The 22,727-nt window shown below is 68.1% G+C and carries 12 protein-coding genes and 1 pseudogene; 7 read left to right on the top strand and 6 right to left on the bottom strand.

Annotated elements, in window-relative coordinates; translation table 11 throughout:
- Positions 1-657, top strand: a complete 657-nt coding sequence (locus tag ABGB08_RS00065) for a M15 family metallopeptidase (protein ID WP_347584312.1) — start codon at positions 1-3, stop codon at positions 655-657.
- Here ABGB08_RS00065 and ABGB08_RS00060 read toward each other — a convergent pair.
- The 4 genes from ABGB08_RS00060 to ABGB08_RS00045 are packed head-to-tail and all read right to left on the bottom strand — an operon-like array spanning position 624 to position 9,739.
- Positions 624-2,486, bottom strand: a complete 1,863-nt coding sequence (locus tag ABGB08_RS00060; RefSeq protein ID WP_347584311.1) for a N,N-dimethylformamidase beta subunit family domain-containing protein — start codon at positions 2,484-2,486, stop codon at positions 624-626. The two genes, ABGB08_RS00065 and ABGB08_RS00060, sit on opposite strands and share 34 nt — an antisense overlap.
- Positions 2,483-3,748 (bottom strand): condensation domain-containing protein, encoded by a 1,266-nt coding sequence (locus ABGB08_RS00055; RefSeq protein ID WP_347584310.1) that lies wholly within the window; start codon positions 3,746-3,748, stop codon positions 2,483-2,485. The genes ABGB08_RS00060 and ABGB08_RS00055 overlap by 4 nt, the downstream gene beginning before the upstream one ends.
- On the bottom strand, positions 3,745-3,975 hold the full coding sequence (locus tag ABGB08_RS00050; RefSeq protein ID WP_347584309.1) for an acyl carrier protein: 231 nt from the start codon (positions 3,973-3,975) through the stop codon (positions 3,745-3,747). Before ABGB08_RS00050 ends, ABGB08_RS00055 begins: the two co-directional genes overlap by 4 nt.
- Positions 3,935-9,739 carry an MFS transporter gene (locus ABGB08_RS00045; protein ID WP_347584308.1) on the bottom strand — a complete coding sequence of 1,935 codons (5,805 nt, stop codon included), beginning with the start codon at positions 9,737-9,739 and terminating at the stop codon, positions 3,935-3,937. Before ABGB08_RS00045 ends, ABGB08_RS00050 begins: the two co-directional genes overlap by 41 nt.
- Positions 9,740-10,041: 302 nt before the next feature.
- On the opposite strand from ABGB08_RS00045, the gene ABGB08_RS00040 reads away from it, so the two are divergent.
- The 6 genes and pseudogenes from ABGB08_RS00040 (at position 10,042) to ABGB08_RS00015 (ending at position 16,237) form a co-directional block, all read left to right on the top strand.
- On the top strand, positions 10,042-11,424 hold the full coding sequence (locus tag ABGB08_RS00040) for a class I adenylate-forming enzyme family protein (protein ID WP_347584307.1): 1,383 nt from the start codon (positions 10,042-10,044) through the stop codon (positions 11,422-11,424).
- Positions 11,421-12,905, top strand: coding sequence for a condensation domain-containing protein (locus ABGB08_RS00035; protein ID WP_347584306.1), 1,485 nt, complete (start codon positions 11,421-11,423; stop codon positions 12,903-12,905). Before ABGB08_RS00040 ends, ABGB08_RS00035 begins: the two co-directional genes overlap by 4 nt.
- Before the next feature lie 20 nt (positions 12,906-12,925).
- Complete coding sequence (locus tag ABGB08_RS00030; protein ID WP_347584305.1) at positions 12,926-13,879, top strand: thiamine pyrophosphate-dependent dehydrogenase E1 component subunit alpha; 954 nt, start codon at positions 12,926-12,928, stop codon at positions 13,877-13,879.
- Positions 13,870-14,856, top strand: coding sequence for a transketolase C-terminal domain-containing protein (locus ABGB08_RS00025; protein WP_347584304.1), 987 nt, complete (start codon positions 13,870-13,872; stop codon positions 14,854-14,856). Before ABGB08_RS00030 ends, ABGB08_RS00025 begins: the two co-directional genes overlap by 10 nt.
- Positions 14,849-15,001: pseudogene (locus ABGB08_RS00020) on the top strand (lipoyl domain-containing protein); the annotation flags it as partial. The gene ABGB08_RS00025 and the pseudogene ABGB08_RS00020, both read left to right, overlap by 8 nt.
- A gap of 420 nt (positions 15,002-15,421) precedes the next feature.
- Positions 15,422-16,237, top strand: coding sequence for a 2-oxo acid dehydrogenase subunit E2 (locus ABGB08_RS00015; protein WP_347585803.1), 816 nt, complete (start codon positions 15,422-15,424; stop codon positions 16,235-16,237).
- Here ABGB08_RS00015 and ABGB08_RS00010 read toward each other — a convergent pair.
- Positions 16,227-16,367: a hypothetical protein gene (locus ABGB08_RS00010; protein ID WP_347584303.1), complete on the bottom strand. Its 141-nt coding sequence runs from the start codon at positions 16,365-16,367 to the stop codon at positions 16,227-16,229. The two genes, ABGB08_RS00015 and ABGB08_RS00010, sit on opposite strands and share 11 nt — an antisense overlap.
- Positions 16,368-17,255: 888 nt before the next feature.
- Entirely contained in the window at positions 17,256-22,571 is a 5,316-nt protein-coding gene (locus tag ABGB08_RS00005; RefSeq protein WP_347584302.1) for a DEAD/DEAH box helicase, read from the bottom strand.
- Positions 22,572-22,727 lie beyond the last annotated feature (156 nt).

Raw genomic sequence — 22,727 nt, 5'->3', positions numbered from 1 at the left:
ATGGATGCTGTGGTGCTGATCTCCGATCCTCGGGTGGCAGGGGTTCCGGTCGAGGAGTGCGGGGAGGTGTTGAGCGATGTGCGGGGGCGGCTGCGGGTGGACGACCGGCTGGCCGATCCCGCGGGGGCGTACGCGTTGTTACGTGAGGGTCTGGTGACCCGGCTGGAGGCGGCGGAGCGGTCGCTGCCGGCGGGGTACCACGTGGTGGTCGTGGAGGGTTACCGTCCGGCGGCGCTGCAACGGACGTACTTCACGGACTACCTCAACGATTTACGGGCGAAATTTCCGGAAATGTCGGCAGATGAGTTGTTTGTGGCGGCTAGTCGGTACGTGTCGCCGATTGAGGTGGCTCCGCATACCGCCGGGGCCGCCGTTGATTTAACGCTTTGTGATGATTTAGGCGTCGAGTACGACATGGGGACGCAGGTCAACGCCACCCCGGAGGAGAGCGCGGGCGCGTGTTACACGGCGGCGCCCGGCATCTCCGGGGAAGCGCGGCAGAACCGGAAGGTCCTGATCGCCGCGCTTGAGGGGGCGGGCCTGGTGAACTATCCGACCGAGTGGTGGCACTGGTCGTATGGGGATCGGTACTGGGCGATGGTCCGGCATGCCCGGGCCGCCCTTTACGGGCCGGTCGAGTTGCCCCTTCCCGCCTGACGCCAGCGCAGGTGGCCAGCCGGATCCACGGTGATCAGGTGACCGGCGTGGGCGGTGAGGGTCAGCGCTCCCGGAGCGTGGCCGAACGGGGACCATTCGGTTTCGCGGTCGGTGAAGGGCAGGCGCGCGTGGATTCGGCCGTGGCTGTCGAGGGCGTACAGGCGGCCGTTCATGCCGCTCATCGAGATCGCTCCGGCGGCGGGGCCGATGTCGCGCCAGCCGGGTGAGCCGGCTTCGGCGAACGGGAGCGCCCAGAGGCGGTCGGTCGCGGTCGCGGCGAAGAACGTGCCGTCGGAGACCGCCAGGGCGATCGTGCCCTCCGGCGTCCGGGTCACGTCGGTCCAGAGATTCGTGCGGGTGCGGAGCACACCGTCGGGGGTCACGCCGTAGAGGTTGGTGCCCAGCCCGCCGACGGCCTCGCGGGGGGAGTCCAGGCAGGTCACATCGCCCGCCCAGCCGATCGGTTGCCAGGGCAGGTTCTGGGCGCACAGTTCGCGGTGCATGAGCACGCCGTCGGCGGTCACGCCGTACAGGACGGATCCGGCGGCGGCCAGCGCGCGGATGTCCGCGGCGGGGCCGATCACCTCCCAGTCCGGCTCGGCCGGACGCGACAATCGGTCGATCACATTGCGGGTGATCCGCTCCACCACCGGATCGTGGATCGTGTTCCCCCAGTTCACCGAGGCGGCGTTGAAGACCGTGCCGAGGCCGCTGGTGAACACGCCCATGGTGGCCCAGCCCCCCTGCCCGCCGACACTCCAGTGGCGCAGGTCCGCCGTGGCCAGCACCACGAACGACGGCGGCGTGCCATCCCGGCAGGTCGCCCTCGGCACCCCCATGACCTCGGAGAATTCCGCCGCGTCGGTCTCGTAGCCGAGCGCGCCCTGGCCGAACTTGTCACCGTCGGTGAGTTCCGTCCCCGCGAAAACCCAGTGGTCGGCGAAGCGCGCGGTGTACGACTCCTCCCGCATCAGCCGCATGTACGGCCCCCAGGTGCCCGCACCCGCCCGGAAACTGGTCCCGGTCAGCGTGTTCTCCGGGCGCAGCACCGGCGCGTTCGACCACTCGACGGTGGTCAGCCGGGGATCCTCGACCGGATCGGTGGCCGCGTCGCGGTAGCAGACCATCTCGCGGCCCTCCATCCTGATCTGCCACCAGCAGGTGTTGCCGGACAGGAACGCGATGTTGCCGCCCCGCCGGACATACTCCTCGCAGGCGTCCCGCATGCCCGCCGTCCAGTACTCGTCGTGTCCGTTGACGATCAGCAGCCGGTAGCGGGACAGCAACTCGAGCGACAGGTCGAAGCCGGAGCAGTATTCGACCTGGTATCCGGCCGGGCCGAGCCAGCGCAGCAGCCCGTCCTCCCAGCGCTCCGGCGGCGGGCCGCCGCCCGGCCGGTCGAACGTGACCCTGGCCGCCCGGTCCGGCTGCTCGGTCCAGTAGATGCTCTCCCCTGGCACCCCACCCCGGTTGTACGCCTGCCACGTCGCGAACGGGATCGACACCAGGACCGGCGCGACCGGCTCCGCCTGCCGAACCACGAAATACACCTCGTCGTCCTGCTCACGCGGAGTCCCCGGAAGCTCCCCCGTAGCCCGGGGAACCAGCACGTCCGGTTCCGGATCCCCTTCGGTGAACCGGGCGCGATACAGGGAACTCGGCCAATCCGCCGGAATGTCCAGAACCCACGAAGGCCCCTCGACCCGCGCCGCCAGCATCAGGCGATCATTGGTCGCGTCGTGCACGGCCACCCCAGCCGGGCCCTCGAAGCGGAACTCCAGGCGCTCGCCCTGCGCGCGGGACATCGCCGTCGCGTACGCCGCGATCACCGCAGCGCCGCCTCGACCAGCAGATCCTCCAGGCCCCGCAGGAAACGTTCCATCTCGGGCCGCGACAACCAGCGCGTGTCAGCCGTCACCGACACGTCCATCGTCCCGCTCACATGCACGCAGAACCGGCAGTTCAGCTGATCCTGGCTCATCGGCCAGGTCAGCGAGGTCTCCCCGAGCGCCCGCCGGATCAGCACGTCATCCCGGTAGACCGCGTGATCGGCGAACCGCATGTCATTGAAACAGCAGTACGGATGCACCGGCGTCCCCCGATCCTCGCTCACCTCCGCCAGCACCCGGGCCCGGTCGGCGGGATCGTGATACGCGCTCCGATACGCCCGCAACGCCGCCGGCCTGGCTAGCGCCAGCAACTCGTCGAACCTGACCTTCTCCACGTCCAGCACGAACAGCCCCTCCTGCGCCATCGTGCTGACCGCCCCCCGGGTGTCGGCCCTGAACCGGTTGCTCACGATCGGCAACATCGCCACCGTGTCATGCCCGGTCATCTGCGCCACCAGCGCCGTCACCGCCGTCAGCAGCACGTTCGAGGTGCTCGTCCCGTGCTTGACCGCGATCCGCTGCGCGGCCAGGTCGATCGCCGGAGAGCGCAGCGAAGCCCGCCAGATCGGCGGATCCGCCCCGGCCTCGGACGGCACGTAGAACATGGTAGGCGGGATCCGGCGATGCTCCCGCTCCCAGTGCGCCGCCGCCTCGGCCGCCACCCGGCGGCCGTCCCGCGACCGCTGCCAGCGGGCGATGTCCAGCGGCTGCGGCGGCCGGGACCCGCGCGGCTCCCCCCTGAGCAGGAGCAGGCGCAGGTCCCTGACGGCCTCTTCGGCGCCAAGGCCGTCCGCCGCGAGATGGCAGAACACCATCACGATGTGGGTGACGTCCGGCCCCGAGGTCACCAGCCCGGCCCGCAGCGGCCACTCGCGCGCGTAGTCGTAGGCGGGGGCGGCCAGCTCGGCCAGCAGATCGTCGGGGTCGTCCCCGAGGACGATCGGGAGCTCGCCGGAGGCGAGCAGGCGCTGGTGGCCGTCCTCGACCAGGGTGCGCAGTGATTCGTGCCGTTCCACCAGCCTGGCCAGCGCCCAGCGGGCGCCGTCGACCGAGGCGGGACGGGCGCCGAGCCGGATCACCCGGCCGAAGTTGAAATAGTGGTCGTCGGGGACGGTCCGCTGGATCGCCTCCCAGATCGCCCGCTGGCCCCAGGTGAGCGGCGCGTCCCCGCGGCGTTCGCCCGCGAAGGGCACGCTCGTCATCGGGTGGCCAGCCAGTCCGCCAGACCCCCCACGCTGTCCAGGAACGACACGTCCGCGCCCAGGTCGATCTCCACGTCGTACTCCCGCTCGACCGCGTCGATCAGCCGCATCTGGGCGAGCGAGGTCACCCCCAGGTAGGACAGCGGCACCGACGCGGCGAGCACCTCGGCCGGGGTGAGCTGGCCGTCACACGACTCCGACACGAGCTGCGCCAGTCTTTCCTTCATTGCTTACCTTTCGTTCCAGGCCCACGAGATCGTCAGGGGTGGCGTCGGGCACCTCGTCGTCGAACCGCGCGAGCGTGCGGGTGACCATCGCGCCCGCCGCGACGATCGCGATGAACGCGCCGAAGACCAGGTACATGACCCCGATGTCGCCCAGCAGCCGGGTGCCGAGCGGGGCGATCACACCGACGCCGATCGGGATCGTCGACCACGCCACCATCTGGTTGAGCGCGAACACCCGGCCGTGGAACCGCTGCGGGACCTTGGTCTGGATGATCGTCGTGTACACGCCGTTGACGAGGGCGAGGCCGAAGGAGACCCCGAACGCGCCGATCCCGATCACCGGGAGCGCTTCGGTCAGGCCGACCAGCAGGCAGGATACGGCGATGAGCAGGGTGGTCAGCAGCATGCCGCGCATCCGGCGCCGGGCGGGGCCGCCCCACAGGCCCATGGTCAGGCCGCCCGCGACCGCGCCCGCCCCGGCCGCCAGGGCGATGGCGCCCGCGTCGGCGAGGGTGCCGAACTCCAGGACCAGCGGGGAGTACATCAGGAAGACCGGGGAGAGGCCCAGCGAGAGCAGCGCGAAGAAGATCACCATGGCGCGGAAGCTGCGGTTGCCGATCGACATGCGGAAACCCTCGGCGATCTCGCGGCCGACCGGCTCGCGGCGGCGGTGCGCCATCGTGGCCGGGAAGGCGATCAGGGCGAGCACGATCAGCGTGGCGAGGTGGCCGGCCACGTCGATGATGAGGATGCCCTTGAGGCCGACGACCGACATCAGGCCGACCGCCGCGAGCGGGGCGATGAACTGGGCCACGCCGAGGGTCATCTGGGCGACGCCGTTGGCGTGGCCGAGGTAACGCTTGGGGACGAGTTGCGGGACGGCCGAGGTGAAGGCCAAGCGCTGGCAGGTGAGGGCGATGGAGAGGGCAGGGAGCAGGGCGTAGAGGTGCCAGACCTGGAAGGTGGAGGTCCAGATGAGGGCGGCGGCGGCGGCTTGTACGGCGAGGGCGGCGGTGTTGCCGGCGATCATGATGGTGCGGCGGCTTGAGCGGTCCACGAGGGCGCCGGCGAGGGGGGCGACGAGGATGCCGGGGATGACGGCGAGGACTTGCAGGATGGCGAGCTGGGTCATCGAGCGGTTCTGGAGGTAGACCCAGAGGGGGAGGGCGAACTCGGTCAGCGTCGAACCGACCAGGCAGATCATCTGGCCTAGGGCGACGGCGAGGAATCGGCGAATCGTCGGTTCGGGACCGGACGCTCTGCCGCTGGTCCCCCTGCCGCGGGTTGGAGGGCCGGCGGTCATGTTGTTGCCGCGCGGATGATCCGCTGCCTCGACGGGGGTCCTGCTGGAAGCCCGGACAGGCGTGTGGGTAGCCAGGTGGTCCGTCGTGGGATTAGTCCTGGAATCGGTCGCGTCGTCGTCCGTTGGGGCGGGCTGGGTGACGATCGCGGCCAGTTCTTGGGGGCGATATTTCAGGAAATAGTGGCCGCCTTCGTCGAGGACGACGAGGTGGGTGCTGTCGGTGATGAAGCCCCACTCGCGGTAGCGCTCCTCGTAGTAGTCGGTCGCCGGGTCGTACTCGCCGACGACGGAGATGATCGGGGCGCTGAGCTTGCGCGCGTCCGCGTCGATGAGGCCGGTGAAGTAGTCCTCGGCCGCGCGGGCGTCGTGGCGCATGTTGCGGATGACGAACGCCTTCTGCTCGTCGTCGAGGCCGGAGAGGTCGGCGCCGAGCGCGGTCAGCCAGGTGAGCTGGTTGCGGGCGCTGCGCAGGCGTTCGAGGCGGGTGAGCTTGGCCCAGTGGCCCATCAAGCCCTTGGTCGGGCGGGCGAACGGGAAGATTCCGCCCAGGTAGATGGCGTCGATCGCGCGACCTCGCGCCTCCAGCTGCCGGGCGATCTCGATGGTGAGCGCGCCGCCGACGCCGCAGTGGCCGTACAGGGCGAGCGGGCCGGTGACGGTCTCGATGATCTCCGCCGCGCAGCGCGCGGCCACCTCCGCGAGCGGCCGCGGCTCCTCGACCAGCCCAAGATCATGCCCGGGTACGGCTACCGAATACAGCGCCCATCCATCGGGGAGCGCGTCGGCGAGCGGCTGGTAGACGACCGCACTCCCACCGCCGTAGGGCACGCAGACCAGACTCCGCACACCTGTTGTCGGTCCGCCTGGTTGCCGTGTCCCTGCCTTCGGTGCGCCGGCATCCGGTGTGTGGGCATTTGGTGCGCAGGCTCCTGGCGTGTGGGGTTCTAGCGTGCCGAGGGCTTGTCCGCCTGGTCCGTTTCCGCCTGGTCCCCGTTCACCAGGTTTCGGGGAGGCTGTTTTCGTCAGCCGGTACAGCAACCCTCGCGCGACCGGGGCAGACCTGGCCACTGCGGCTAGCTCGCGGACGGTTGGATGCTGGAACAGGTCCATCAAGCCGACCGGGTTGCCGTTCTCGGGGAGTTCGCGGCGTAGCCGGGCGATGATCCGGGTCGCCAGCAGGGAATGACCGCCCAGGTCGAAGAAGTCGTCCAGCACGCCCACCCGCTGGAGTCCGAGCGCTTCGCACCAGGCCGCGGCGATGATCTCCTCGATCTCGTCGGCGGGCGGCTCGAACGGCACGTCCTGGTCCGGACGGGTGTCCTCGGGAGCCGGGAGCGCGGCCCGATCGACCTTGCCATGGCCTTTGAGCGGAAGTTCATCGAGCCAGACATAGCGGGTTGGGATCATGTATTCCGGCAGCCGGATTCCCAGCACCCGGCGCAACTCGCCCACACTGGGACGCTCCGCGCCCGCTTCCGCGACGAGATAGGCGACAAGCTCCCCGTCGCGCGCGTCCACGACACCATGCGCGATGGCCGGAATCCGCCGGAGGTTCTCGTCGATCTCCCCAAGCTCCACCCGGTAACCCCGGATCTTCACCTGAAGATCGCTGCGACCGAGGAACTCGAGGTCCCCGGAGGGCAACCAGCGGGCGAGGTCGCCGGTCCGATATATCCGGCCATACGGTGAGGAGACGAACTTCTCCGCCGTCAGATCGGGACGACCGAGGTACTCCCGCGCCAGCCGATCCCCTCCGATGCAGAGCTCACCCGCCACCCCGATCGGCACCGGCCTGCCATGCCGATCCAGCACGAACAGCTTCGCGTGCCCGAGCGGCCGCCCGATCGGCGTGATCGGCCCGGTCGGCTCCTCATCCGCTGAGATCCGGTACGTGGCGACCCCGACCGTGGCCTCGGTCGGCCCATAGTGATTGACCACCGGCCCATGCCTGGCCAGTTCCCGCGTCCACTCCCAGCTCGACCCTTCCCCGCCCAGGATCAGCAGCCGCCGCGGCAGCAGACTCCGCACATCCACGACATCGGCGGCAAGCGCCGCCAAATGCGACGGAGTCATCTTCAGGTAGTCGATCCCACCCATATGCTCAGCCAGCTCAGGTCCAGAGATCCTGGACGGAAGCAGCCGCAGCGTCCCACCCGTCAGCAACGACAGGTAGAACACCGTCATCCCGAAGTCGAACGCGAGCGACTGCAACAGCGCGAAACTCGCCCCTTCCCCGACGCCGAACCGCTCCCGCACATCAGCCAGGTAATTCATCACCTGCCGGTGCTGAACCGCGACCCCCTTCGGCCTCCCGGTCGACCCCGAGGTGTAAATCACATAAGCGAGATCGTCCGGACCCGCGACCGCGGGAACTTCGGGGCCTGCGGATACATGTCGGTGAGGGCCCGCCTTTGCTCCCCCGTCGGAGCCTTCGATCGAGCTTTCCCCAGGACCTGCCTTTGGGTGATCGCCGGGACTCCCGGGCGTGAGTTCGCGGGGATATGCCGCTGTGCTTCCGCCGGAACCTTCGGCGGAGAGTTCCCCGTGACCCGCCCTTGTGTGGTTGCTAGGGCTCTGGGGCGTGAGTTCGCGAGGATACGCCGTTGTGCTTCCGCCGGAACCTTCGGCGGAGAGTTCCCCGTGACCCGCCCTTGTGCGGTTGCTAGGGCTCTTGGGCGTGAGTTCGTGGGGATTCGCCTGTGCGCCTCCATCCCGTCTTGTGGCGGAGAGCTTCCTGGAATTTGTCGTTCCGATGCCGTCCGAACCTTGGGCCGCGTGTTCGTCGGGGTTCGTTTTCCCCATGAGTAACGTCGGTCCTGTATCCGTGATCAGGACTTGGGCGCCCGAATCCGCCAGCATGTACACTCGGCGGTCTTCTGGCTGGTCCGGGTCGAGGGGTACGTAGGCGCCGCCCGCCTTCATGACCGCGACGATCGACACCGCGATATCGATCGACTGCTCCTGGCAGATGGCCACGCGCACATCGGGTCCGACGCCGAGCGTGCGCAACTTTTTGGCCAGAGCGTCCGCCTTGGTGTTCAGGTCGGCGTAGGTGAGGGACGCGTTGCCGTACCGGATGGCGGGGGTTTTCGGGACGCGGCGGGCCGTTGTTTCGATGAGTTCGGCCAGGGTTTTCGCTGGGCCCGGCGGGGGAGTGGAGGGTGCCGCGCTCCAATTGGTCAGGAGGGCGGTTTCGGCTTCGGCGACGAGGGTGAGTTCGGATATCGGCAGGTCTGGGTTGGCGGTGATCGAGTGGAGCAGGGTTTCGAAGTTGGCGGCGAAGCGTTCGATGGTGGGGCGGTCGAACAGGTCGGTGCTGTAGACGAAGAATGCGTCGCCGGTGGGGCTGATCTCCAGGGAAAGGTCGAATTTCGCCTGGTGGAAGCCGGGGTCGTAAGGTTCGGCGGTGATTCCTGGGAGGGCGAGCCCGGGATTGTGCTCGTTCCGGAAGCTGAACTGGGTCTGGAAGACGGGAGTTCGGCTGAGATCGCGGGTGACGCCGAGTTCGGTGACCAGGCGGTCGAATGGGGTGTCGGCGTGAACGAACGCGTCGATGGCGGTGCGGCGGGTTCGCCTCAGCAGTTCACGGAAACTCGGGTCGCCGGAGAGGTCGGCGCGGAGGACGACGGTGTTGAGGAAGAAGCCGATAAGTGGTTCGACGTCCTCGGTGTCTCGGGCGGAGACGGGGGTGCCGACGCAGAAGTCCTCGGCCCCGGTGTAGCGGGACAGTTGCGTCTGGAAAGCGCTCAGCAGCAGCATGAATAGGGTCACCCGTTCGCGCCTGGCGAGTTGGGTGACCTCGGCGATCAAGGGTGCGGGCAGGCGGTGGGCGACGCAGTCTCCGCGGGAGGCGCGGATTCTTGGGCGCGGCCGGTCCGTGGGGAGGTCGAGGGTGGGCGCGTTGGCCAGCCGCTCGCGCCAGTACGCGGTGTCGATCGGGCGGTCGTGCTGGTGCCTGGCGTGGTCGGCGTACTGGAGGGGGAGGGCGGGGAGTTCGCCGCCCGCGTACAGGGTGGAGATCTCGTCGAGGAGCAGGCCCAGCGACCAGCCATCCCCGGCGATGTGATGCAGAACGATGACGAGGATGTGTTCCCCGGGATTTATCGCGATAAGAGCGGCCCGTAGGACGGGACCGGTGGCGAGGTCGAACGGCTGGTTGCTCAGCTCGCTCACCATCGTCCGCGCGTGCTCCCGGCTCGTGGCGGCGCGGCGTTCGAGGCCGGGCATGGTGTCGCCGACGAGCTGCACCGGCCGGCCGTCGATCGCCGGATAGCTGGTGCGAAGGATGTCGTGACGTCGGATCACCTCGGCGAGCGAGCGGTCCAGCGCGTCCGGGTCGAGTGGGCCAAGCAGGCGCTCGGTCACGCAGATGTTGTACGACGCGTCGTCGGGGTTCAGCTCGTGCAGGAACCAGAGACGCTCCTGGCCAAGCGAGAGCGGTATCGCCGTGACGGCAAACATCGTTCCTCAAGTGATCGGACGAATGCAGCACGAAGTGCCGAGCGCGACAAGCTCGGTCGGTTAACTGGAAAGATTCTTTGCAATTAGCTGACGGCGTCAGTCTGGCACGGAGGCGCGCTGGCCACAACCCCAACAATCCCTTTGCTGGTCGGGGCTGCCGACTGCGCTCCCCCTTGTGGCTGGGACATTTCCCATGCCAGACTGGCCGCGTCGCTAACTGGAAAGATTGTTTTCAGTAAGGCCGTTCTGGGAACGTTCTCTAATGGTCCTGAAGACATTCATCCGATCATTAAGGATCTTTGATGACGCTTCCGGAGCTGCTGGCGGCGCGGGCCGTCGCCGATCCCGATGGCGTTGCCATGATCGTGGACGGGGTCGGGGAGCTGGCGTACCAGGATTGGGACGCGCGGGCGAACGCGGTCGCGAATCGGCTGATCGGCGAGGGGATCACCGGCGGGGATCGGGTTGGGCTGGTCTTCCCCGCTTCGGGGTGGATTGAGTACGCGGTCGCGTTCCTGGGGGTGCTTCGGGCCGGGGCGGTCGCGGTGCCGCTGTCGGACCGGCTTCCGGCGGCAGAGATCGGACAACTGTCGGCGCACTGTTCGATGGCGGCGATCGTGCGGGATGCGGCGGGGTCGGATGTGACGCCGCCTCCGGTGGTGGTGCGGGCGTCTGATCCGGCGCAGATTCTCTACACCTCGGGGACGACCGGGGCAGCCAAAGGGGTCACGGCCACGCATGCCAACCTCGCGTACGGGTTGCGGGCGGAGCCGCGTTATCGGGCGTTTCGCCACTCCAAGCATTTGGTCCACGCGTTTCCGATCGGGACGAACGCGGGGCAGATGATGCTGGTGAACGCGCTGGGAGCGCATCCGGCGGTGGTGACGTTGCCGCGGTTCACCCCCGGGCGGTTCGCCGGATTAATCCGGAAATATCGGGCGGGGACGGTGTTTGTCGTTCCGGCCATGGCGATCGAGCTGATCAATGCGGGGGTCGAGCCGCTGGAGAGCGTGCTGCTGCTGGGGTCGGCAGCGGCGCCGTTGCCGTCGGCGGTGGCGTCGGAGCTCGGCGGGCTGTTCCCGCAGGCGATGATCACGAACTACTACACCTCCACGGAGGCCGCGCCCGCACAGACGATCATGCTGTTCGATCCGGAGCGGCCCGGGTCGGTCGGGCGGCCGGCCGCCGGGGGTGGGGTGCGGGTCACCGCGGCGGACGGGTCGCCGGTGGGGGTCGACGAGACCGGCGAGGTGTGGATGCGGTCGCCGGCCGCGCCGCGCGCGTACTTCGGCGATCCCGGGTCCGGAGTGTTCCGGGATGGGTGGGTACGGATGGGGGATCTGGGCTATCTCGACGACGAGGGATACCTCTACCTGGTCGATCGGGAGAGCGATGTGGTCAAGTCGGGGGCGTACAAGATCTCGACGTTGAAGATCGAGGAGGCGCTGCACGCGCATCCGCTGGTGAAGGAGGCGGCGGCGTTCGGGGTGCCGCATCCGGTGCTGGGGACGGTCGTGGTCGCGGCGCTGGTGGTCCGGGATGTCGTCGCGCCTGAGGAGGTGCGGGCGTTTCTGGGGGAGCGGCTGGCCGGGCACGAGGTGCCCGCGCGGTTGCTGACACTGGAGGCGCTGCCGCGCAATCGGGGTGGCAAGGTGGATAAGCGTGCTTTGCGGGCGCTGTCATGAGTGAGGCGTCGTTCGCGCAGGTGGGAATGTGGATCACCGAGCGGATGGGACGGGCTCGGTCGGCTTATCACATGCCTGTGCTTATCAGGATGGATGGGGCGCTGGACGCGTGCGCGCTGGTCCAGGCGTGTGAGGCGGTGATCCGGCGGCATCCGGTGCTGTCCAGCGCGATCGTCGAGGACGATGGGCTGCCGGTGGAGGTGCCGGGCGCACGGCCGGAGGTTCGGCTCACGACATCTAGCGATCTGGATGCGTTGGTGTTGGAAGAGACGCTTCGTCCGTTCGATGTGGAGCGGGGGCCCTTGGCGCGGTTCACGCTGGTTCGGCTGGCGCCTGAGCGGCATGTGCTGGTTTTCGTGGCGCATCATCTGGTTTTCGACGGGGAGTCGAAGGATGTGCTGGTGCGGGATCTGGCGGCGTTCTACAACGGGCGTACGCTGCCGCGGTTGACGGAGACGTATGCGGGGTTCGCGGCGGATGAGCGGGTTCGGGTGGCGGGTGATCTCGCGGAGGCTCGCGATTTCTGGGGGGCACGGTGGCGCGAGCCGGACGATGTGATCATCCCGGGACTTCCGGAACAGCGGGCTGCGGGGAGTCTTGGGCGGCGGGGGGCTGCCTTCGGGAAAGCGTATACGTTCCGCGCCGAGCTTCCCGAAATTTCGGATATTTCAAGATTTGAGTTGTTTTTGGCTTCTGTGCAGGCGTTGCTGTACTCGTATGGGAACAGCGAGCCGGTTTGTGCGATTGATGTGTCTACCCGGACTTCCTCGGTTCGGGAGAATATCGGGTTGTTTGTCAACGAGTTGCCCGTCGCTTCTCGGCCTTCTCCTGATATGTCCGTCGTTGAGCTGGCGCGCTGGCTCCGTACAGAATTGCGGGAGATTTATAGGTTTCGTGCGGTGCCCGTTGCCCGTGCCGTACGAGGCATGAGGCCACGAACGGCGCTTGCGGCTGTGTCGGTGAGTTACCGGAAACGGCGCGACGAACCCGATTTCGCCGACCTTCGGACCAGTGTGGATTGGGCTGTTTTTAATCACGCTGTTCGCAGCCTTCTGCACTTTCAGGCCGTCGACACCTCTGACGGCCTCTTCGTGATCATGCAATACGGCTCAGATTCCGGCTCTCCCGACGAGACCCCGGAAATCGCTCGAATAGCGGAGGACCTTCTCACCATCATGAAAAATCCGGATAACTCCGTCTCCCTTGACCTCCGGAGTGACTCCGAGGTCGCCCCTGACCCTACCGACCTCACCGGCGCAATCCGCGAAATCTGGCAGGAAGTCCTCGGCATCGACCAGATCGGCGACGACGAGGACCTTTTCGACCTGGGCGGACACTCCCTCACCATCACCCAGATCATCGCCCGCATGCGCAAACGCCTCGGCATCGAGGTCGCCCTCGACGTCTTCTTCGACACTCCCACGATCGCCGGCGTGGTCGACTCCATCCACGCCTCCGAACCCGCGGTCAGCACGACGTGACCCTCGCCCCCATGCCCGGCATGTCCCAAACCATCCCGGCCACCGAATCACCCCCAGCCGTCGCGGACCGAGTCAGCCTGGACATCGAGTCACCCGAGGCTGCGGTCACCCGAGCCGATCTGGAGTTGTTGCTCCTGATCCGGCATTTCGAGCTGGCCCTCCTTGACCTGTTCGGGCGCGGCGAGCTGAACGGCACCACGCACACCTGCCTCGGCCAGGAATACGTGCCGGTCGCCCTCACCCCGCTGCTCCAGCCCGACGACTACGTTTTCAGCAATCATCGCGGTCACGGCCACTATCTCGCCCGATACCAGGACCCAGAAGGCCTGCTCGCCGAGATCATGGGCCGCGAGGGCGCGATCTGCTCCGGTGTCGGCGGCAGCCAGCACATTCTTCGCGACCGTTACCTTTCCACCGGCGTACAAGGAGAAAGCCTGCCCGTCGCGGCCGGCGCCGCGCTGCACCTGCGCGGCACCGGCGCGCTGGCCTGCGTCTACATCGGTGACGGCACCTGGGGCGAGGGCTCGGTCTACGAAGCGCTCAACCTGGCGTCGCTATGGAACCTCCCCCTGCTGGTGATCGTCGAGAACAACGGCATCGCCCAGTCCACCCCCACCACCCGCCAGCTCGCGGGCACGATCCGCGACCGCGCCCACGCCTTCGGCATCCGCCACCACGGCGTCACCTCGATCGACCTCACCGAGATCCGATCCCAGATCGCCCCGCTCATCGCATCGGTACGCACCGATTCGCGCCCGCTGGTCATCGAATTCGCCACCCACCGCCTCGGCCCGCACAGCAAGGGCGACGACACCCGCCCCCCTGACCAGGTACGCCACCTTCCCGACTGGTATCGCCGCGTCGAGCCCACCCCGCTCTTCGCCCAAGCCGACGAAGCCGCGCGAACCCGAATCGCGGCAATCGTCGGAGAGGTCTCGGCCCGCCCGCTGTCCCGGTGGTCCGCGTGCGGGTAGCGGAGAACCTGAACGCCGCCCTCGGCGACCTGCTCGAACACGACCCGAAGGCGTACCTGATCGGCGAAGACGTCCTTGACCCCTACGGCGGCGCCTTCAAGATCACCCGCGGCCTGTCCACCCGCTACCCCGGCCGCGTCCTCGGCACCCCCATCAGCGAATCCGGCCTCACCGGCCTGGCCGCCGGCCTCGCCCTCTGCGGCGACACCGCCATCGTCGAGATCATGTTCAGCGACTTCGCCGCCCTCGCCTTCGACCAGATCATCAACTTCGCCGCCAAATCCGTCTCCATGTACGGCTCGCGCGTCCCGATGCGCCTGATCGTGCGCTGCCCCACCGGCGGCGGACGCGGCTACGGCCCCACCCACAGCCAGAGCCTGCAGAAACATTTCATCGGCGTGCCCGGCCTCGCCGTATACGAGATGTCGGCACTACACGACAATCATGCGGTCCTCGCGGCAATGGTGGCCTCCGCCCAGCCCTGCGTGTTCTTCGAGGACAAGGTCCTGTACACGCGCCGCATGCACGCCCTCGACCCCCTCTTCAACCAGGACATCCTCCACGATGTCGCCCGCGTCTTCATCGACGACCCGGCCGCCGCCGACTGCGTGATCATCGCCCCCGGCGGTGTCGCGGACCGCGCTCTGGCCGCGATGCGACAGGTCTTCCTGGACCACGAAGTGACCTGCTGCCTGCTTGTCCCCTCCCGCCTCTACCCCTTCGACGTCGAAGGGGTACTTCCTACACTCCAGAACGCGAAAGCCATCCTCGTCGCGGAGGAAAGCACGGCAGGCGGCACCTGGGGCGCCGAAATCGCCCATCAAATCCACCAGCACCTCTGGAAAACCCTCCCCCGGCCGGTGACCCTGGTCCACTCCGCCGACAGCGTCATCCCCACCGCCGCCCACCTGGAACAACAAGTCCTCCTCCAGGAATCCACCATCCACACCGCCATCATGGAGGCCCTCCATGCCTGAAATCAGGGTCCCCAAACTCAACAACAACGACACGTCCTACATCGTGGTCGAATGGCTCGTCGAAACCGGCCAGCACGTAAAAGCCGGAGACCCAATCGCCGTCCTCGAAACCTCCAAAGCCGCCGACGAAATAACCACAGAAACCGACGGCTACGTCTGGCCATCAATACCCCTAAACGCCGACTGCGCCCCCGGCCAACTCCTAGCCCACCTAACAACCACCCCCGAATCACCCCAGCTCACGACAGCCGACCCCACCCCCACATCAAATCTTTCATCATTCACCTCCACGCCGCCCTTGGCTGCCAAATCATCTGCCTCAGATACCAGAATGGGGCTATCCACAGATTCGTCTGCTTCGGCATCCCCGCCCCTGTTGCCTTCGACTATTGAATCGTCTGTTTCCGCGTCGCACGCCGGCATTGGACCATCCGTGCCCTCCACAGACTCGTCAACGTCGCTCTCCATGTCGGCGAGGGCTTCGACGGCTCATGGCGGAATCGCCTCGGCATCTTCGTCAGCCACTCCTCCTTCGGCCGGTTCTCCTTCGGCTGCGCAACCGCCTTTGATCACGGCGCCCGCGCAGGCGCTCCTCGATGAGCTGGGGATTCCCGTGGAGCGGGTCTACTCCCTTGGGCTCAGCGTGATCAGACGTGCTGACGTTGAGGGCCTGGCCGCCGAGAACGTGCCCACCGCCACCTACGAGTTGCCGAAGGTGCAACGGGCTGTGGCCAAAGCCGTCCAGATGTCTCATGCGACGATTCCCGCCGCCTACACCGTGATGGCGATGGACCTGGACGACACACTCGAACTCGCCGCCCGGCTGACACGTGAAGTGCGTCGCCCCGTCGGATTAGCCGAACTCTTCGTGCTGGCGGTCGCCCGGCTTCACGCCACGTTCCCGATGTTCTTTGCCACCCTCGCCGACGACAGAACCGCACTCCTGTCCGAAACCCCCAACATCGGCGTCACCGTCGACACCGGCGAGGGCCTCTACGTTCCGGTAATCCACAACGCGGCCGACCGCCCACTGAAGGAGGTCGCGACCCGCCTGATGGAATTCCGCCTGGCCTCGACGACCGGCGACTTCCGCGAATCCGATCTCGCCAACGCCAACATCGCCGTCACACTCCACCACGACGCCGACGTCTCCCTGGCGATCCCCTTCATCTTCCCCGGCCACGCCTGCGCCCTCGCCATCACCACCCCCCAACCCGTCCTCACCCTCAACGACGACACCCTGACCACCAAAAAGGTCGCCAACATCGGCCTCGCCTACGACCACCGCCTAATCAACGGCCGCGAAGCCGCCCTTTTCCTCCGCGCCCTGAAAGACACCATCCACGAACTCCCCAGGGCCGAAGGAATTCTCACCTTGTGAGACCGAGGGCGATGAGCGGGTTGTGGAAGTCGTCGCGTGCCCAGCGGGTACCTTCGGCGATGTCGGCGAAGTTCAGCAGGCGTAGCGCGCCGATCGCGTAGCTACCTATTGGCCAGGATCGACGATTCACGCGCTGTCTCAGGATCGGAGAACTCTCTCAACCCCTGGGTTCCCGGCCTGGGTGGGTGGCGCTCTCGTGCCGGTCCGGTTCAGCGCCGGAACCGTCCGGCGAAGCGGCTTCTCTTACCGAGGTAGAGGAGGGTCCAGGTGCCGTCGTCGTTGCGGCGCAGGCGGTAGCGGTCGGGGTGGGTTGCTTTGTCGCGGTTGTGCCAGGTGCAGGCGGGGGGGAGAGAAGGTCCAGGTCGGTGGTGCCGCGCCCACGCCTGCTACCCGCACCGCCGCGGCGCTTCCTCCCTCTTCCCGGCCGGCCGGAACCAGCCCGGCTTGTTCGACCAGCTCGACAGCCTGGCCTGGAATCTGGCTTGGAACCAGGTTCTGATCGCCTGGACGGCCTACGGCCTACGGCCTACGGCCTACGACCGTGGCCACGCCCGGATCGAGATCCGTACCATCCAGGTCCAACCCGTCCCGCCCACAACCCGGTTTCCGCACCCTAAACAGGCCTACCTCGTCGAACCTCACGTCTTCGACCTGAACTGGAAGCCCTTATCGAGCGTAGCGGTGCTGGGCGTCACGAACCTGACCGTGACAATGGCCGGTCCCCGCCGCCTGGCCGAACTCGTCCGCGGCCAATGGTCTATCGACAATCGTGATCATCACGTCCGGGACGTGACCGTCAGGGAAAACCGCTGCCGGGTTCGCACCGCCTCGGCCTGTCGATCCCGGCCACCATGCGTAGCTACGCAATCGACGCGCTACGCCTGCTCAACTTCACCAACATCCCTCTTCGGGTGCCGCTGGGCCCGCGACGACTTCCACAACCCGCTCATCGCCCTCGGTCTCACAAGGTGAGAACTCCTTCAGCCCTGACGAACTCCCAGCGGGATGAATGGCGGTGCTACCCGCGAATACGCAGTCCACGAGGCGTGGGATGGAACCCTGCTGCCTCCAGGGCGGCGCCCAGCGGCGACGATGTGATCGCAGTCCCGTCCGCTCGCTCAACGGTCAGCTTGCCCAGCGCCCCTTCTCGTACGGCGGTCGCCAACGCGGTCACCGCCGGGCGAAGGTCATCCTCCGCCCCGAAGGAGAGCAGCGTCTTGCCCCCACGCTCCACATAAAGGATGAGCCGCCCGTCGACCATGACCACCAGCGACCCCGCCTTGCGCCCCGGGCGATGGGTGACGTCCTCGGCCCGATCGGGCCACGGCAAAGCGGCTCCATAGGGATTGGCCGGATCAGCAGCCGCCAGGACGACCGTGCGCCGAGGCGGTCGACCATGGCCATGCGCCGTCACCCCGGCCTGCCACAGCGAATCGAGCGGCGACGCACCATGGCTTGCCGCCTCGGCTTCCGCGGCGCCCGACGGCGCCATGGCCCGCATCCGATCGACGGCCCCCGGACTGGCGAACTGCGCCCCGCCCAGACCTTCGACGAAGTAGCCGCGACGGCATCGCCCGCTCTCCTCGAACGCCCGAAGCACCTGATAGACGGCCGAGAATCCGCCGGGCAGACGCTCCGAGGTGACGCCGCCCCTGGTCAGCACGCCATGCCGCTCAAGCAGCACCTCGGCCTGCGCGTGGGCGCGCTGGGTGCCGTCCCCGGCGGGCTCCGGCAGCAACCACCACCGGCCGCCAACCGTCGGCGGCCCCGTACGCGTCGGCAGGACCGCGCGCCGCCGCCGTGTCGCCGCCGGTCGATGCGCGGGCCTGCCCGTGCCCAGCGTCGCCCGCAACGGCGCGAGCGTGTCCCCGGTCACCCGCACCGACCAGACGAGATCCCACAACACGGCCGCCAGCGTCTGATCATCCGGCACCGCCCCCACGCCGGGCGTCACCCGATTCGACAGATCACGGAAGAAGAGCGCCCCACCCCCGCTGAGAACCCCCAGCACAAGGTCGTGCAACGGCGTCATGGTGATCTCGGCAGGCTCCGGCATGAGCAACGGAGCCGTATCCGCGAAATACAGCGAAATCCACCCATCCCCACCCGGCAACGACCCCTGACCAGCCCAGATGACATCACCCGAAGCCGTCAGCTCGTCCAGCAAAGCCGGCGAATACCCCGGAACCCGCCCCGGCAGCACCAACGTCTCCAACGCCGAAGCCGGAACCGCCGCCCCCTGCAGCCGCTCGATCGTATTCACCAGAGCGTCCATCGCCTGCATCGAACCCCGGCCGCCCGGCGACCCCCGATTCTCCGAGCCATACGCCGACACCATCCGGCCGGAGCCCCGCTGAGCATCCGGCCCGTCATGCTCACCGCCACCAAGGCGGTCCCGATTCGCTGGTGCCCCGTGGGCATCGAAGAGCTGTGTGGTCACGTCATGCCACTGCGGCAGGAACGCCGCCAGCACCTCGGGCGGAACCGGTTCCACCTCCTTGCGGAGCCGGGCCAGCGACCGGCGCCGCAGCAGCCGGAGCACACCGGTGTCGCACCACTCCTCACCACGGCCACCAGGACGGAACTCACCGCTCACCACACGCCCAGCCGCCGCCAGCCGCCGGAGCGCGTCGTTGACCACCGCGATGCCCACGCCGAAGCGGGCGGCAGCCGTACCGGCCTCGAAGGGTCCGCGGGTACGGGCGTGCCGGGCGACGAGGTCGCCGATCGGGTCGGCGGCGGAGGATCGTTCGCCGCGGAGGGTCGCGTCGGGCGGATCCAGGAACTCCAGCGGCACGCCGACCGGGAGCGGCGCGCCGAGCGCGTCCCGCAGCCGCCAGGCGTCCTCGATCGCGGCCCACTGCTCCTGGCCCGCGACCCGTACTCGGATCGCCCGCCGAGTCCGTTCCAGATCGGCCAGCCACCCGGGGTCGCCCTCGCGGATGGACACGTCCTCGGTCAGCAGCGGACCGTGCGACCGGAGCAGATCGGCCAGATCCTCCGCGTCCCGCAGCGGCCGGTCGAGCCGGGCCAGCTCGCGTTCCGACTCGGCGATCACGTCAGGATCGAGCAGCTCCCGCAGATCCGCCTGCCCCAGCAGCTCCGCGAGCAACGACGTGTCCAGCGCGAGCGCCTGCGCCCGTCTTTCGGCGAGGGGCGCATCCCCTTCGTACATGAACGCGCCGATGTAGTTGAACAGCAGCGACGCCGCGAACGGCGACGCCTGGCCGGTCTCCACTTCGACCACTCTGACCCGCCGCGCCGAGATGTCCCGCATCAGCTGAACCAGCCCGGGCACGTCGAACACGTCCTGCAGGCATTCGCGCATGGTCTCCAGCACGACCGGGAAACTCGCGTACTTGCTGGCCGCGCCCAGCAGCTGCGCCGCCCGCTGCCGCTGCTGCCACAACGGGCTCCGCTTTCCCGGCGTACGGCGAGGCAACAGCAGCGCCCGCCCCGCGCACTCCCGGAACCGGGACGAGAACAGCGCGGAACCGCCCAGCTCCTCCACGACGATCTGCTCGATCTCCTCCGCGTCGAACGCCGCGAGATCCGAGGGCGCGTCGTCCAGCGTGTCCGGCACCCGCAGCACGATGCCGTCATCGGAGTGCACGGCCTGCACGCCCACCCCGTATCGTTCGCGCAGCCGCCGCCCGATCGCGAGCGCCCACGGCGCGTGCACCCGCGCGCCATACGGCGAGTGGATCACCACCCGCCAGTCGCCCAGCTCGTCGTGGAACCGCTCTACCAGCAACGTACGATCATCCGGCACGTAGCCGGTGGCGTCACGTTGTTCCTTCAGATACGCGAGCAGGTTCGCGGAGGCGAAGGCGTCCAGCCCGGCGGCCTGGACCCGCTGGTCGGCCGCCGCGCCGCCCGCCGACAGTTCGCGGACGAACGCGCCGATCGCCCGGCCCAGCTCGGCGGGCCGTCCCAGCGTGTCACCGTGCCAGAAGGGCAGCTTCCCCGGCAGCCCCGGAGCGGGGGAGACCAGCACCCGATCCGCGGTGATCTCCTCGATCCGCCACGAGGTCGCCCCCAGCACGAAAACGTCCCCCACGCGGGACTCGTAGACCATCTCCTCGTCCAGTTCCCCGACCCGGCTGGACTTCTCCCCGACCAGGAACACCCCGAACAGCCCACGATCGGGAATCGTCCCGCCATTCGTGACCGCCAGCCGTTGCGCCCCCGGCCGCCCCTGCAGCACGCCCGTCACCCGATCCCACACCAGCCGGGGCCGCAGTTCGGCGAACTCCTCGCTCGGATAACGCCCCGCCAGCATGTCCAGCGTCGCCTCCAGCGCCGACCTGGGCAGAGTCGCGTACGGCGCTGCTCTCTTCACCAGTTCTTCGAGCTCGTCGACCGTCCACTCGTCCACGGACGTCATGGCGACGATCTGCTGGGCGAGCACATCGAGCGGATTGCGCGGATACCGCATCTCTTCGATCTGCCCGCTCTTCATCCGCTCGGCCACCACCGCCGTCTGAACCAGATCCCCCCGATATTTCGGGAAAATCACCCCCCGCGACACGGCTCCCACCTGGTGCCCCGCCCGCCCGATCCGCTGCAGCCCGCTGGCCACACTCGGCGGCGCCGCCACACACGCCACCAGATCGACCGCCCCCATGTCGATCCCCAGCTCAAGACTCGACGTGGCCACCACAGCCGGCAACCGCCCCGACTTCAGCGCCTCCTCGATCTGTGACCGCTCTTCCTTGGAAACCGACCCATGATGCGCCCGCACCACCTCAGGCACCGCCCCCTTGGACGCCCCCGCCTGCGCCATCATCGCCGCCGGCGTCCGCACCGACCCAGCGGGCCCTCCTTCCCGCCCGCGAGCCAGCACCTGCTCAAATCCTGCGGCCCAATGAACAGGCTCCCGTTCGACGGGCGTTATGTCGGGTTCCCCGTTGTGCGTCTGGTGCTCCAGCTGGCCGAATTTCTCGTCGGTGGTGCCGCCGGTTTCGCGATCAGACGTTTGCCCGGCCCAATGAGCGGGCTCCCGTTGGCCCGGTGCTTCGTCGGTGGGGTCGTCGGGTTGGCGGTCAGACGTTTGCTCGGCCCAGCGGGCGGGCTCCCGTTGGCCGGATGCTTCGTCGGTGGGGTCGTCGAGTTGCCGGTCAGACGTTTGCTCACCCCCATGAACAGGCCCCCGCTCGATGGGTTCTTCGTCGGCGAGATCGTTGGGCATGCGGTCAAACGATTGCTCGGCGTCGATCTCCTCCGGGTCTTCTGCCTCTATGGCGAGGGCGAGCGGGCGGGTCCGACGTTCCCAGGACAGTTCGTTGAGGCGGGTGCAGAGGCGTTCGGAGAGGCGGCGGGAGTTGGCGAAGATGATCGTCGAATGATGGGACTCGATGAGGTCGAGGAGGTGCTCCTCGACGTGGGGCCAGATGCTGCGCTGGGCGGGTTCTCCGTGGGCGTCTGACGGCATGCCGGAGACTTCGGTCATGTCTTCGACGGGGACGACGACGTCGATTTCGAGGACTTTGTCGGAAGGGGGTTGCACGATCGTGGCCGGGCGGGAACCGCCGAGGAAAGCGGCCACCTCGCTGACCGGGCGGACCGTCGCGGAGAGGCCGATCCGCTGGGCGGGGCGGGGGAGCAGGGCATCCAGGCGCTCCAGGCTGAGAGCCAGATGGGCGCCTCGCTTGGTGGGCGCCACCGCGTGCACCTCATCGATGATCACCGTCTCGACGCCGCGCAGGGCTTCACGGGCCTGCGAGGTCAGGATCAGGAACAGGGACTCCGGCGTGGTGATCAGGATGTCGGCCGGGTTCGTGGCGAAACGGCGCCGATCCTCGGCCGAGGTGTCCCCAGACCGAATAGCGACGGATATATCCGGCACCGGAAGTCCCAGCCGCCTTGCCGTCTGCTTGATCCCGGTCAGCGGTGCCCGCAGGTTCCGCTCAACGTCGACCGCCAGCGCCTTCAACGGTGACACGTAGAGGACCCGGCAGAGTCGTTTGAGCTTGGCCTCATGCTTGCCCCGCCGACCCGCCCCGGGACCCGGGCGACCCGATCCGGGACTCGGCCGTCCGGATTCGGAACCTGGCCGTCCGGGTTCGGGACTTGGAGGTCCGGATTCGGGACCTGGGTGAGCCGACCCGGGACCTGGGCTCACGGGAGACATCTGTCCGGCGGCGAGCCGATCGAGGGACCAGAGGAAGGCCGCGAGGGTCTTGCCGGAGCCGGTAGGGGCCACGACGAGGGTGTTGTCGCCGCGAGTGATCGAAGTCCACGCGCCTTCCTGGGCGGCGGTGGGCACAGCGAATGCTCCGGCGAACCATTCCCTGGTCACCGGATCGAAGCGCTCCAGCGCGCTGCCGCTCATCGAATCTGCTTCCTATTCGTTGAGCATTGCTGCTCGGATCGGATAATTCGCTCTCCGCCCGGTGGGGCTGGAGTCCTGGACCGGCAGTCTGGTCCGTCGGCGATCGGCCCGTTCCTGGATGATCTGCTTGACCCGCGTGTGCGGGGTGTACAGGGA

This window comes from Acrocarpospora sp. B8E8, from assembly GCF_039871605.1.
Taxonomy (GTDB): Bacteria; Actinomycetota; Actinomycetes; order Streptosporangiales; family Streptosporangiaceae; genus Acrocarpospora; species Acrocarpospora macrocephala.
Note: the sequence above shows the minus strand (reverse complement) of the source record. Positions and strands in the feature narration are given on the sequence as shown.